The sequence below is a fragment of the Kitasatospora sp. NPDC034533 genome (genome assembly GCF_055575155.1).
The window spans coordinates 25,997-37,472 of sequence record NZ_JBVITE010000021.1 but is presented as its reverse complement, the minus strand read 5'-3'; the positions used below and the strand labels follow the sequence as shown (position 1 = coordinate 37,472).

Annotated in this window: 13 protein-coding genes; 8 read left to right on the top strand and 5 right to left on the bottom strand. The window is 72.7% G+C overall.

Features of this window, described 5'->3' with window-relative positions; all coding sequences use genetic code 11:
• Positions 1-137: 137 nt before the first annotated feature.
• From ACZ55U_RS17390 to ACZ55U_RS17375, 4 genes are all read left to right on the top strand, one after another.
• On the top strand, positions 138-863 hold the full coding sequence (locus ACZ55U_RS17390) for an ABC transporter ATP-binding protein (protein WP_465526987.1): 726 nt from the start codon (positions 138-140) through the stop codon (positions 861-863).
• A complete protein-coding gene (locus ACZ55U_RS17385; RefSeq protein ID WP_465526986.1) occupies positions 860-3,169 on the top strand; it encodes an FtsX-like permease family protein in 2,310 nt (769 codons plus the stop codon). Before ACZ55U_RS17390 ends, ACZ55U_RS17385 begins: the two co-directional genes overlap by 4 nt.
• Before the next feature lie 78 nt (positions 3,170-3,247).
• Positions 3,248-4,183: a hydroxymethylbilane synthase gene (gene hemC, locus ACZ55U_RS17380; protein WP_465526985.1), complete on the top strand. Its 936-nt coding sequence runs from the start codon at positions 3,248-3,250 to the stop codon at positions 4,181-4,183.
• 140 nt (positions 4,184-4,323) lie between these two features.
• Complete coding sequence (locus ACZ55U_RS17375; RefSeq protein ID WP_465526984.1) at positions 4,324-4,851, top strand: hypothetical protein; 528 nt, start codon at positions 4,324-4,326, stop codon at positions 4,849-4,851.
• A 39-nt stretch (positions 4,852-4,890) separates the two neighbouring features.
• Here the strand turns inward: ACZ55U_RS17375 and ACZ55U_RS17370 are convergent, their stop codons facing one another.
• Entirely contained in the window at positions 4,891-5,409 is a 519-nt protein-coding gene (locus tag ACZ55U_RS17370) for a helix-turn-helix domain-containing protein (RefSeq protein WP_465526983.1), read from the bottom strand.
• 65 nt (positions 5,410-5,474) lie between these two features.
• Here ACZ55U_RS17370 and def point away from each other — a divergent pair, with 65 nt between their 5' ends.
• Positions 5,475-6,059, top strand: coding sequence for a peptide deformylase (gene def, locus ACZ55U_RS17365; protein WP_465526982.1), 585 nt, complete (start codon positions 5,475-5,477; stop codon positions 6,057-6,059).
• Between the two features lie 10 nt (positions 6,060-6,069).
• On the opposite strand, the gene ACZ55U_RS17360 is transcribed toward def, so the two are convergent.
• The 3 genes from ACZ55U_RS17360 to ACZ55U_RS17350 form a co-directional block, all read right to left on the bottom strand.
• Entirely contained in the window at positions 6,070-6,255 is a 186-nt protein-coding gene (locus ACZ55U_RS17360; protein WP_465526981.1) for a DUF397 domain-containing protein, read from the bottom strand.
• 69 nt (positions 6,256-6,324) lie between these two features.
• Complete coding sequence (locus tag ACZ55U_RS17355) at positions 6,325-6,513, bottom strand: DUF397 domain-containing protein (protein WP_465526980.1); 189 nt, start codon at positions 6,511-6,513, stop codon at positions 6,325-6,327.
• Positions 6,510-7,394, bottom strand: coding sequence for a helix-turn-helix domain-containing protein (locus ACZ55U_RS17350; protein WP_465526979.1), 885 nt, complete (start codon positions 7,392-7,394; stop codon positions 6,510-6,512). The genes ACZ55U_RS17355 and ACZ55U_RS17350 overlap by 4 nt, the downstream gene beginning before the upstream one ends.
• A gap of 115 nt (positions 7,395-7,509) precedes the next feature.
• On the opposite strand from ACZ55U_RS17350, the gene ACZ55U_RS17345 reads away from it, so the two are divergent.
• From ACZ55U_RS17345 to ACZ55U_RS17335, 3 genes are all read left to right on the top strand, one after another.
• Entirely contained in the window at positions 7,510-7,968 is a 459-nt protein-coding gene (locus tag ACZ55U_RS17345; protein WP_465526978.1) for an ATP-binding protein, read from the top strand.
• 296 nt (positions 7,969-8,264) lie between these two features.
• Positions 8,265-9,020: a dienelactone hydrolase family protein gene (locus ACZ55U_RS17340; protein ID WP_465526977.1), complete on the top strand. Its 756-nt coding sequence runs from the start codon at positions 8,265-8,267 to the stop codon at positions 9,018-9,020.
• A 182-nt stretch (positions 9,021-9,202) separates the two neighbouring features.
• Positions 9,203-10,216: a hypothetical protein gene (locus ACZ55U_RS17335; protein ID WP_465526976.1), complete on the top strand. Its 1,014-nt coding sequence runs from the start codon at positions 9,203-9,205 to the stop codon at positions 10,214-10,216.
• On the opposite strand, the gene ACZ55U_RS17330 is transcribed toward ACZ55U_RS17335, so the two are convergent.
• Positions 10,140-11,438 carry a macrolide family glycosyltransferase gene (locus ACZ55U_RS17330; RefSeq protein ID WP_465526975.1) on the bottom strand — a complete coding sequence of 433 codons (1,299 nt, stop codon included), beginning with the start codon at positions 11,436-11,438 and terminating at the stop codon, positions 10,140-10,142. The two genes, ACZ55U_RS17335 and ACZ55U_RS17330, sit on opposite strands and share 77 nt — an antisense overlap.
• Between the last annotated feature and the right edge of the window lie 38 nt (positions 11,439-11,476).

The following is an 11,476-nucleotide window of genomic DNA, read 5'->3' as shown; positions in this document are numbered from 1 at the left end:
CGCCAGCTTCCCAGGCCAGGGCATGATCCACATCATCCGGGGGTGCCGTCCGAGTACATCCCCGGTACTACGGCCGCCCGCGGTTACACCCCGGGTCGGACGTTCCGGCCGGGGCCCCGCGCCTACCGTCGTCCACCATGAGCAATGATCACGACGGGACCTCCCGGCCGGACGACGCCCCGGCCGTCGTCGAGCTGACCGCGGTCCACAAGGAGTTCGGCGACGCCAAGGCGCTCGACGGCGTCGACCTGCGGATCCGCGCGGGCGAGGCGGTCGCCGTGATGGGCCCCTCGGGGTGCGGCAAGTCCACCCTGCTGAACATGGTGGCCGGGCTGGACCGGCCCTCCGGCGGCACCGTCCGCGTCCAGGGCCAGGACCTCGGGCAGCTGAACGAGACCGGCCTGGCCCTGTTCCGCCGCCGCCACGTCGGCATGGTCTTCCAGTTCTTCAACCTGATCGACGACCTCCCCGCCCTCGACAACGTCGCCCTGGCCGCCCAGCTGACCGGCACCAGCGCCCGCCAGGCCCGCCGCCGGGCACTGGAACTGCTGGACGAACTCGGCGTCGCCCACCGCAAGGACGTCTACCCGGCCACGCTCAGCGGCGGCGAGCGCCAGCGGGTCGCGGTGGCCCGCGCCCTGATGAACCGCCCGGCCCTGCTGCTCGCCGACGAGCCCACCGGCGCCCTGGACAGCCGCTCCGGCGAGCAGGTGATGGACCTCCTGATCGACCTCAACCAGATCGGCCAGACCCTGCTGATCGTCACCCACGACCCCGCCCTGGCCACCCGGTGCGCCAGCCGGCTGGTCGAGTTCGCGGACGGCCGGGTGGCCGGCGACCGGACGCTGGAGCCGCGGTCATGACCGGAGCCGTCTGGCGCGCCTCCCGGGCGGCCGTGAAGCGCCGCCGGGTGCAGACCCTCGTGATCGGCCTGGTCGTCTTCTGCTCCACCACGACCGTGCTGCTCGCCCTCGCGGTGATCAGCGCCGCCCGGGCCCCCTTCGACGACGCGTTCTCCCGGCAGCGCGGCGCCCACGTCGTCGCGACCTTCGACCCGGCCGGGGCCACGGCGGAACAACTGGCCGCCACCGCGCACCGCCCGGGCGTCGAGGCCGCCGCCGGGCCGTTCGACCAGGCCGTGGTGGAGATCCCCACCGACTGGATCGGCAGCCCGCCCGGCGCGCTCACCCTCGTCGGCCGCTCCGACCCGGCCGGCCCGGTGGACCGGGTGCAACTGCTGGGCGGCCGCTGGGCGAGCAAACCCGGCGAGGTCGTCGTCAACGAGCCGTTCGGCGGCTTCCCGGACGAGTACCTGGACTACCCGCTGCCCCTCAGCGGCGGCCAGACGCTCACCATCGTCGGCTACGCCACCAGCATGAGCCAGAGCGCGGGCGGCTGGGTCACCCCCGAACAGGCGGCGGCCCTGCACCCCACCGCCCGGCAGATGCTCTACCGGTTCTCCGACGCCTCCGACGAGCGGCGGCTCACCTCCGCCCTGGCCGGCGCCACCGAGGGCCTGCCGAAGGGCGCGCTCACCAACGTCCAGTCCTACCTGGTGCTCAAGGACGCCTTCTCCGCGGGCGCCGACGCCTACCTGCCGCTGATGACGGTCTTCGGCGTGCTCGGCCTGGTCGTCGCCGCGCTGATCGTCGGCAACGTGGTGAGCGGCGCGGTGGTCTCCGGCTACCGGCACATCGGCGTGCTCAAGGCGATCGGCTTCACCCCGCGCCAGGTGGTCACCGTCTACCTGACCATGGTCTCGGTGCCCGCCGTCGCCGGCACCGTCCTCGGCACCGCGACCGGCTGGGTGGCGGCCCACCCGATCCTCCGGTCGGCCTTCTCCGGGATCACCACCGGCACCGCCGTGATCGAACCGGCCGGCTGGCTGCCCGTCGCCACCCTGGTCAGCGTCCCGCTGCTGGTCCTCCTCGCCGCCCTCCTCCCGGCCTCCCGCGCCCACCGGCTCTCCGCCGCCCAGGCCATCTCGGCCGGCAGCGCGCCGCGCACCGGGCGCGGGCTGACGATCCAGCGCCGGCTGAGCGGCACCCGCCTGCCGCGCGCCGTCAGCCTCGGCCTCGGCCAGCCCTTCGCCCGCCCCGGCCGCACCGCGCTCACCATGTCGGCGATCGTGCTCGGCGTGCTCACCGTGACCGTGACGTCGGGACTGGCCACCACCCTGACCAGGCTGGCCGGCCACGACGACGGCCACACCCACGTGCGGGTGCAGACCGCCCACTTCTCGGGCAACAGGACCGAGCCCCGGCTCACCCCCGCCCAGACCGAGACGATGCTGCGGACCACCCCCGGCGCCGACCGGTTCCATGTCCGCGGCCTGGTCAAGGTCGGTCTGGTCGGCTACACCCAGCCCGCCTTCGCCGACTTCTACGGCGGCGACGACCTCGCCGAGGAGATGCGCCGCGAGGTGGCCAGGGGCCGCGCGGCGACCGGGCCGAACGAGATCGAGGCCGGGCCCTCCTTCCTCCGGGAGCACGGACTCAAGCTCGGCGACAAGCTCACCCTGGACCTCGACGGCCGACGGCTGACCGTCACCCTGGTCGGCGAGGTGGTCCAGGGCAACGCCCGGGCCTTCACCTCCAACGACCTCACCCGGGCCGCGCTCACCGACGACCCGCACGCGGTCGAGTACGACATCAGGCTCGCCGAGGGCGCCGACGCCGAGGCCTACCAGCGGGCCGTGACGGCCGCCGACCCCAGCCTCTCCGCCCAGGTGTTCGCCCCCGACCCGGCCGGCCCGGTCGTCGCGGTCATCAGCTTCGCCACGATCTTCACCGTCCTGCTGTCGGTGGTCGCCGCGCTGGGCGTCTTCAACACCCTGCTGCTCACCATCCGCGAGCGCCGCCGGGACCTCGGCATGCTCAAGTCGATCGGCATGACACCCCGCCAGGTGGTGGCGATGACGGTCACCTCGGTGGCCTGGCAGGGCGCGGTCAGCGCGCTCATCGGCGTCCCGGCCGGGATCCTGGCGCACCGGCTGCTCATCGAGAACGTCGGGAACATCCTCTTCCCGGAGTGGACGATGGACGTCTGGAGCGCCCCGCTGCTCACCGGCGTCGGCGTCGCCGGGGTCGCGATCGCCGTCCTCGGCGCGCTCCTCCCGGCCCGCTCGGCGGCCCGGCTGCCGATCGCCGAGGTGCTGCACAACGAGTGACCCGGGCGCGGTGGCGCCACGTCCCGGTCGAACTGACGTGGCGTCACCACCTCCTGTTCGAGGCCCTATCATCGCGCCATGGCCACCGCTGAGCTGATCCGCATCGTCTCCCGCTCCTCGCCCATGGCGCTCGCCCAGGTCGAACGGGTCCGCGCCGAACTCGCCGCCCTGCACCCGGGGCTGCGCACCGAGGTCGTCCCCGTCACCACCTCGGGCGACCGCTGGACGGGTGATCTCGCCGCGCTCGGCGGCAAGGGCGCCTTCACCAAGGAGGTCGACGCCGCGCTCCTCGCCGGGGAGGCCGACGTCGCCGTCCACTGCCTCAAGGACGTCCCCGCCGACCGCCCGCTCCCGGCGGGGACGGTGTTCGCCGCCTACCTGCGCCGCGACGACATCCGCGATGCCCTCGTCCACCCCGGTGGCCTGCCGCTGGCCGACCTCCCCGCCGGCACCCGGATCGGCACCTCCTCCGTCCGCCGGGTCGCCCAACTCGCCGCCGCCCACCCGCACCTGGAGTGCGTGCCGATCCGCGGCAACGCCAACAGCCGGCTCGCCAAGCTGGCCGCCGGGGAAGCGGACGCGCTGCTGCTCGCCGTCTCCGGCCTGGAGCGGATCGGCGAACGGGCGCGGGTCACCGAGGTGCTCGGCGTCGAGGCGATGTGCCCGCCGATCGGTGCCGGCATCCTCGTCCTCCAGTGCCGCGAGGGCGACACCGCGACCATCGAGGCGGTCACCGGCCTCGGCCACCACGACACCTGGCGCGAGGCCGCGGCCGAGCGGATGTTCCTGCACGCCCTCCAGGGCCACTGCAACAGCCCGATCGCCGGCTACGCCCGGGCCGAGCGGGACGGCCGCCTCTCGCTGCGCGGCCGGGTCTTCAGCCCGGACGGCAAGCGGGTGCTGGACGCCCACGAGTGGGCCGGCGCTCTCTCCCCGGAGGACCTCGGGACCTCGGTGGCCCTGGCGCTCAAGCGGCAGGGGGCCCAGGAGCTGATCTCCTCGATCCCGCACTGAGTTCCGGTCCTCCTCGGCCCGGTTCCTCCGCCCCTCCGGTTTGCCTGACGGGTACATGCGGTAACCGGGCGGTGACCCTGCGGTCGCGTTTCCCGTCCGGAGCGAGAACCGGGCGGGCGTCCCGGGCGTCCGTTTGGGGCGTGATCAGTTCGGTGCTCGGCGGAATGCCGATGTTCTGGCCCGGGCTGCTGCTCTCGCTGGTGCCCGCGGCTCTGCTGAACCGGCCGGTGGGGCGGCTGCTGCGGGCCCACTGGGTGGTGGGCTTCCTGCTGCTGCTCGGGCTCGGCGGCGTGGTCGTCTCGACGCTGCTGCCCCAGGCCTTCGAACTCGCCGAGGGCGGCGTCCGGCACTGCACCGTGCTGGGCGGCCGGTGGCGCTCGCCGGACGAGCTGCTGCACGTCCGGGACATCGGACTCAAGCTGGCGACCTACGCCCCGGTCGGCTTCGCGGCGGCGCTGGCGGGTACCCGGCGGCGGGTGGCGGCGGCCCTGCTGGGCGCGGCGGCGCTGCCGTTCGCGGTGTCGGCGGTGCAGTACGCGGTGCCCGCGATCGGCCGGGCCTGCGACGTGCAGGACGTGTGGGACGGTGTGCAGGGGGTCGTCCTGGGAGCGGCGCTCGGCTTGGTGGCGGGGCCGCTGGCGCGGGCGGTACGGGCGCGGGCGTCGTGACCTACCGCTCAAGGAGCGGGAGCAGCCGGGCGTCGTGACCTACCGCTCAAGGAGCGGGAACAGCCGGGCGACGGCGGCGACCGGGCGGGCTCCGGCGGGCCGGGCGGCCGGGTCGCTCTCGCGGTCCCGGTAGCGGGCCAGGAGCCGGCGGACCTCGCCGCCGACGGCGGCCAGCTCGGCGGGGGTCAGGTAGACGACGGTGCTGAAGGCCTCGTCCTGCTGCCACTCGGCCGGGGCCTCGGCGCGCCGGGCGAGCCAGCGCTGGTGGCTCTCGTCCTCCAGCCCGCGCGCCAGCTCGTCGAACTCGCCACCGGTGGCAGGGCGTTGGGGTGCCGGCAGCCGCCACGGCCGGGCCCGTCCGTCGGTGGCCGGGGCCTCCTCGATCAGCCCGTAGCGGGCCAGCTGTCGCAGGTGGAACGAGCAGAGGCCGGAGCTGAGGCCGAGCCGGGCGGCGGCCTCGGTGGAGGTGACGGTGCCGTGCTCGGCCAGCAGCTCCAGCAGCGCGGTGCGGACGGTGTGCTCGGGGAGCGGGCCGGTTCTGACGAGGTCTTCGGTCACTTTGCAAAGTCTGCTACTTTGCAAAGTCCGATCGCAAGTACCGTCTCTCGAAGGAGCGCCCTCCCGTGTCCGAGCTGCGCGAACGGCCGACCGTCCTGCGGATCACCGAGGTGGGGGAGGAGATCCTGCACCGCCCCTGCCGCACGGCCACCGAGGAGGACTTCGGCAGCGAGCGCCTGGAGCGGCTCATCGAGGACATGTTCGTCACCATGGAGGTGGCCGAGGGCTGCGGCCTGGCGGCGAACCAGGTGGACGTGGACCTGCGGCTGTTCGTCTACGACTGCGTCGACGACGAGGGCGTCCGGCACACCGGCCACGTGCTCAACCCGGTGGTCGACGAGCAGCCGCCCGGCCGCGCGCTGATCGAGGAGACGGAGGGCTGCCTCTCCGTCCCCGGCGCCAACACCCGGCTCGCCCGCCCGGCCCACGCCGTGGTGCGCGGCGTCGACCGGCACGGCGAGCCGGTGGTCATCGAGGGCACCGGCTACTTCGCCCGCTGCCTCCAGCACGAGACGGATCACTTGAACGGGGGGCTCTACATCGACCGCCTCTCCGCCCGCGACCGCAAGCGAATGATGAAGCAGACGGCCGACCGGCGGGAGAAGGTCCTCGCCGAGCGCGAGGCCCGGGCCGCGGCCCGTACAGAGTGAATCTGTCGGGTCAGACGGCCTGAGTGGCGGTCGTGAAGTCGATGAACGCCCGCCAGGCGGCGGGGGAGAAGGCGAGCTGGGGGCCGGACTTGTCCTTGGAGTCGCGGACGTGGACGGCGGTGGGGGTGTCGGCGACCTCGACGCAGGCGCCGCCTTCGTTGCCGCTGTAGCTGCTCTTGCGCCAGGTGAGTTCCATGCCGTCCGACGGTACGCCAACGGCCCTCCGCCGGAAAGGCGGTGGGCCGTTGAGGGGAGGGTTTTCGGATCAGACCTCGGCGGTGGCGGCGAACTTCACGAACGCGTCCCACGCGGCCGGCTCGAAGGCCAGCTGGGGGCCGGACTTGTCCTTGGAGTCACGGACGTGGACGGTGCCGGGGGTCTCGGCAACCTCGACGCACGCGCCGCCCTCGTTGCTGCTGTAGCTGCTCTTGTGCCAGGTCAGCTCGGTGGTCATAGTTCTCCCAGCCTCTTTCCGATCAGGGCCAATGAATCCTGAGGACTGTAGGCCTGCGCCCTGAGGGTGTTGTAACGCGTGTTCATGATCCGGACCTCGTCTGGATCGGTGATCAGCCTACTGCTCGTCTGAGCTTCGATGTAGCCGTGCTGGGCTTGCCCCTTGGGCGTGATCAGAATGAAAGAACCGCCCAGTCCTGCATGCTCAGTTCGATCCATCGGCATGATCTGAATCGCCATGCCTCGCATCCCCCCGACTTCCAGCAGCCTTTGAAGCTGCCCCTTGAACACGTCCGGACCGCCCAGAGGCCGCATCAGCACGCTCTCGTCAATCACCCAGCTGAAGATCGCTCTTGGCCAGCGCGTCAAGATCTCCTGTCGTGCGATTCGAGCGATTACGCGCATGCTGATCACTTCCTCTGAGAGTGCGGGCTGCCGCATCTCATAGATCGCTCGCGCATAGCCCTCTGTCTGTAGAAGCCCTGGAATCAGGAGAGTTGTGTAGTCGTGGTGCTCAATGGCGATGTCCTCCAGGCTCACGTAACCCCGGAACCAGGCCGGGTGCCGCAGTCTGGCCTTGTTCCGCGCCTTGATCACGTCGTCCGCCGCGATGGCCAGCAGGCCACCCGCGTTGAGTGCCTTGTCCAGCGCGATCAGCAACTCCGGCTGCGGAGTGCGGACTCCGCGCTCCACCGCACTGATCATCTGCTCCGTGTAGCCGACGCGCTCGCCGAGTTGCTTCTGTGTCAGTCCGGCCTGTTCCCGTAGGAGCTTGATCTGTTTGCCGAGCGCGCGAAAGAAGTCCGAGACCTCCGTCAGATCCTCCGGCAACTCCGTCCGTACGTCGTCGTTTCCGGATCCTTTGCCACTCGCCACGCCCATCGTGGTCGCCCTTCTGCGATTGAGCCACACGAAAGCTGTCCGCACCCGTACAGGTACCCTCCGTGCTTGCCGGATGCCTGGTCAGCGTACTTCCAGCCCGCCACGCTTTTCTCCCATGGCAACCGAAATCCCCCCTCACACCCCCCGCTCCCACACCATCACCCTCACCGCCTCCCCCAAGGGCGCAGCCATCTGCCGACGCCTGGCGAGGCGTCAACTCACCGCCTGGAAACTGCACTCCACCCACACCGAGCGCTTCCACGGCGCGCTCCTGATCGTCGCGGAGCTGGCCGCGAACGCGATCACGCACGGACGCGTTCCGGGGCGCGGGTTCGAGTTTCACCTCTCGCTCACCACCGCCGCGCGCCGGGGCACCACCCTCCGCATCGAGGTCAGCGACCCCCGGGGCGACAGGCTCCCGACCCTCCCCACCGTGCTCCGCCCCAACTCCCAGTCCGGGCGCGGCCTCACCCTCATCGACGCCCTCTCCGACCGCTGGGGCACCATCCCCCGCCACCCCAACTCCAAGACGGTCTGGTCCGAACTGGACCTCGCCGCCCCCGACGCCCCCTGACTCCCGTGACACCGGAGGGCATACGCCCTCACCACCAACCCCCGACCCCTGAACCAGAGGGAGTGGGAAGTCGGCCCCCGGACTTCCCGCTCCCTCGCCGCGTCCGTCCGCGAAAAAGGGATTGAGGGCTGATCAACCGGCTGGTAGCTTCCAGTCGACCGTGATGCCGCCCGAGGAGGTGAGACCCGTGAACGCTGTATCGACGTGGGTGCTCCCCCTTCCCGTCACGGCCGGCGATTGACGTAGGTGTCGCCGGGAGCGCCTCGACCACAAGGCACTTCCGAAAGGCCACACCTGTGCACTCCCTTCAGTTCACCGCCGAATCGTCGACGAACGGCATGCTCGAACGCGACTTCACCCTGGGCGGCGTCCCCGGCGTCCCCGGCGTCCTCTGGTCGCCGGCCTCCGGCGCGGCCGATCGCGCGCCCCTGGTCCTGATGGCCCACGGCGGCGGCAACCACAAGAAGCACCCGGCGATGTCCGGCCGCGCCCAGCGCCTGGTGGCCGGCTGCGGCTTCCACGTCGCCGTCATCGACGCGCCGGGCCACGGCGACCGGCCGCGCACGGCGCACGACGAGGCGGAGATCGCCGAGTTGTTCCGGGCGAGGGCGGCGGGCGAGCCCGAAGGCCCGATCGTCGTGCGCTACAACGACCACCTGGCGAGGCTCGCCGTGCCCGAGTACCGGGCGACGCTGGACGCTCTCCAGCGCCTCCCGGAGATCGGCACCGACGGCCCGGTCGGCTTCTGGGGCCTCAACATGGGCACCGCGATCGGCGTGCCGTTCGTGGCGGCCGAACCCAGGATCACCGCCGCCGTCTTCGGCCAGCACTGGCCCGACGCCCTGGCCGAGAAGGCCAGGCGGATCACCGTCCCGATCGAGTTCGACCTGCAGTGGGACGACGAGCACATCTCGCGCGAGGACGGTCTGGCGCTGTTCGACGCCTTCGCCTCGAAGGAGAAGTCGTTGCACGTGAACTCGGGCGGGCACAAGGAGCTGCCCCGGTTCGAGGCCGACAGCGCGGTCCGGTTCCTCGCCCGGCACCTGAGCTGAGGAACCCGTACGGCGCGGGCACCGCGTGGACCACTCCACCGGTGCCCGCGCAGGCCCGCCGGAACCTCCGCCGCTTGGGCCGCCCCTGCCCGTGGACGGTGCCCGGACGGGCCGACGATGATGGCACTCGTTCGAGGCGGCCCCGCCTGCCACGACCTACTCCACCGAGAGGGGATGCGCCCGTGCCACCAGTGCTTCCGGTCGGACACCCGGCCCGCCCGGCCGCGGCCCGAGCCTTGGGACTGGCCGCGGTGAACGCCGCCGCCTTCACCGTCTTCGCGGCCCTGACCACACTCCACGCCGTGCGTGCGGGCAGCCCCTGGCAGGACGATCCGTACGACGCCGTGGTGTCGTTCACCAAGTTCTTCGTCCCGCTGCTGGCCGGGATCGCCGCACTACGCGTACCGCTGTGCCGGGCGGCCGAGCCGCTGCCCTCCGATCGCGTCGAGCAGTTGCTGCGCGCCGGGCTGGCCGTCACGCTGCTCATCGCCCTGACGATCGGCGCCGACTGGCTGGCGCTGGCCCTCCGCGCCGACCACCGGCTGTGGAACTCGACCACGCCGTGGCTGGCGGCCTCCCTGGTGCCGCTGACCGGCGCGGTGTGCGCGGGCCTGGTGACGCACCGCCGCGTTGCCCGCCTGCTACCGCCCCGCGACCGCAGCCGACCGGGGGCCGACTGGCTCGGTGACCTCCCCCTGCTCGTGGAGACCCTCGCCTCCCGGGTGCCGGACACCGTGGGCCGGCGCGTGTCCGCGATGCTCGACGCGGGCGTGCTGGGCTTCGTACGACGGCACTTCACCGGTCTCGCGGCGGCGGCCAGTGCGGCGGGAGCGGGGGTGGTCATCACGGGATTCGCGGTGAGCGAGGGGGGATTCCCCGCCACGGTCTTCCTGCTGTACTGGGGGATCTTCCTGAGCGGCACCTTCGGTTTCGTGATGGCTGCCAACGCCGTGCTGCGCCTGGTGTCCGTGCCGCCCGTCGGCCGCCTGCGCCACGCCGCTCGCACCGCCGTCACCACCGGCGCGCTCACCGTCCCCGTGGCGCTCGGGCTGCGTGACGCCATCTGGTCGGCGTGCGGGCTCGGGGGTCAGGTCACGACTCCCGGCCAACTGGCCCTGGTCACCCTCGCCGGCGGGCTCCTGGCGGGGAGCGTCGGATTCGGCATCGCGCTCGGCCACCGGCCGGGTCCGCGCTAGCGGCTGGGTCGCCCGCCGTCGGCCCAGCCGCCCCCTCGCAGCGGGGGCGCTCACCGAGGTACCGCTCGATCAGGTCGGCGCCGCGGCTGGCTCCGCCGCTTCGCCGGACGGCCTGGCGCATTTGCGCGAGGTTGGCCCGCACCACCGGATCCGAGGCGACCCGGTCGATCGCCGCCCGCAGTGCTTCGGCGCTCACCGCGTCGGCGTCCAGGTGTTCGCCGAGCCCCAGCTCCTCCAGACGCGCGGCGTTGGCGGCCTGTTCGGGTGTCCGTGGGACGGCGACGATGCCGACGCCGTGGTGCAGCGCCTCCATGACGGAGTTCATCCCGGCGTGCGACACGAAGGCGGTGGCGTGGCGCAGCACCGCGAGCTGCGGGAACCGGGAGCGGACGTCCACCCGGTCCGGGACGGTGCCCAGGGCGGCGGGGTCCGTGTCGCCCACGGTCATCGCCACCTGCCACGGTCCGTCGGCGACGGCGGTCAGGCAGGCGCGGTAGAACTCCGGGCTCCCGCTGAAGACGCTGCCCAGGGAGACGTACAGCAGCGGCGAGCCGGGGTCGGGCGGTGACCACTGCTCGGTGTGCTCGCGGCCGCCCAGCGTGGGGCCGATGAAGTGGAAGCGCTCGTCGAAGCTGTCGGCGGCCGGCTGGAACTCCCTCGGGACGAACACCAGGTTGAGCCCGTCGGCCGTCGTCATGGTGTCGGCGACGCCGAGCGGGACGCCGTGCTCGGCCGAGAAGGCCGCGCAGTCGGCGGCGAGCGGGGCCATCGCCGGACCGTCGGCGTCGAGGCCCGCGGTCAACCGCCGGTCCAGTGAGTACTCCTCGTTCGAGGCGAGGTGGGGGAAGCACTGGACGGCGGGGATGCCCAGGCTCCTGGCGACGACCCGGGCGGGCCAGTTCGTCGTGTCGTAACAGACGGCGTCCACCGGCTCCGAGGCGCAGTGGCTCCGCAGCACCGGGTACGTCGCGCTCATGGCCGCGAAGTAGTGGCGCAGCCAGCCGGCCACGGCCTGCGGGCCGATGGCCGGCGGTGGCGTGAACGGCGGCAGCGGCGGGAGTTCCAGCCAGCGGGCCCCGGCGCCGGTGACGGCGGCGGCGTGCGCCGCTCCGGTGGCGTAGTCCACCCGGTGCCCGCGCCGGACGAGTTCCTCGACCAGCGGCAGCGTCGGGTTGACGTGCCCGTCCCCGGCCAGGGTCACGAAGAGCAGCTTCTTCACCATGGCGGCCACCCTGGCAGCACCGGCGCTGTGGCGCCATC

Excerpts from the sequence above, each read along its gene's own strand:
- ACZ55U_RS17385 (WP_465526986.1), top strand. The coding sequence starts at position 860 with ATGACCGGAGCCGTCTGGCGCGCCTCCCGGGCGGCCGTGAAGCGCCGC.
- ACZ55U_RS17360 (WP_465526981.1), bottom strand. The coding sequence starts at position 6,255 with ATGGAACTCACCTGGCGCAAGAGCAGCTACAGCGGCAACGAAGGCGGC.
- ACZ55U_RS17390 (WP_465526987.1), top strand. The coding sequence starts at position 138 with ATGAGCAATGATCACGACGGGACCTCCCGGCCGGACGACGCCCCGGCC.
- ACZ55U_RS17345 (WP_465526978.1), top strand. The coding sequence starts at position 7,510 with ATGGCAACCGAAATCCCCCCTCACACCCCCCGCTCCCACACCATCACC.
- ACZ55U_RS17330 (WP_465526975.1), bottom strand. The coding sequence starts at position 11,438 with ATGGTGAAGAAGCTGCTCTTCGTGACCCTGGCCGGGGACGGGCACGTC.
- hemC (WP_465526985.1), top strand. The coding sequence starts at position 3,248 with ATGGCCACCGCTGAGCTGATCCGCATCGTCTCCCGCTCCTCGCCCATG.
- ACZ55U_RS17355 (WP_465526980.1), bottom strand. The coding sequence starts at position 6,513 with ATGACCACCGAGCTGACCTGGCACAAGAGCAGCTACAGCAGCAACGAG.
- ACZ55U_RS17350 (WP_465526979.1), bottom strand. The coding sequence starts at position 7,394 with ATGGGCGTGGCGAGTGGCAAAGGATCCGGAAACGACGACGTACGGACG.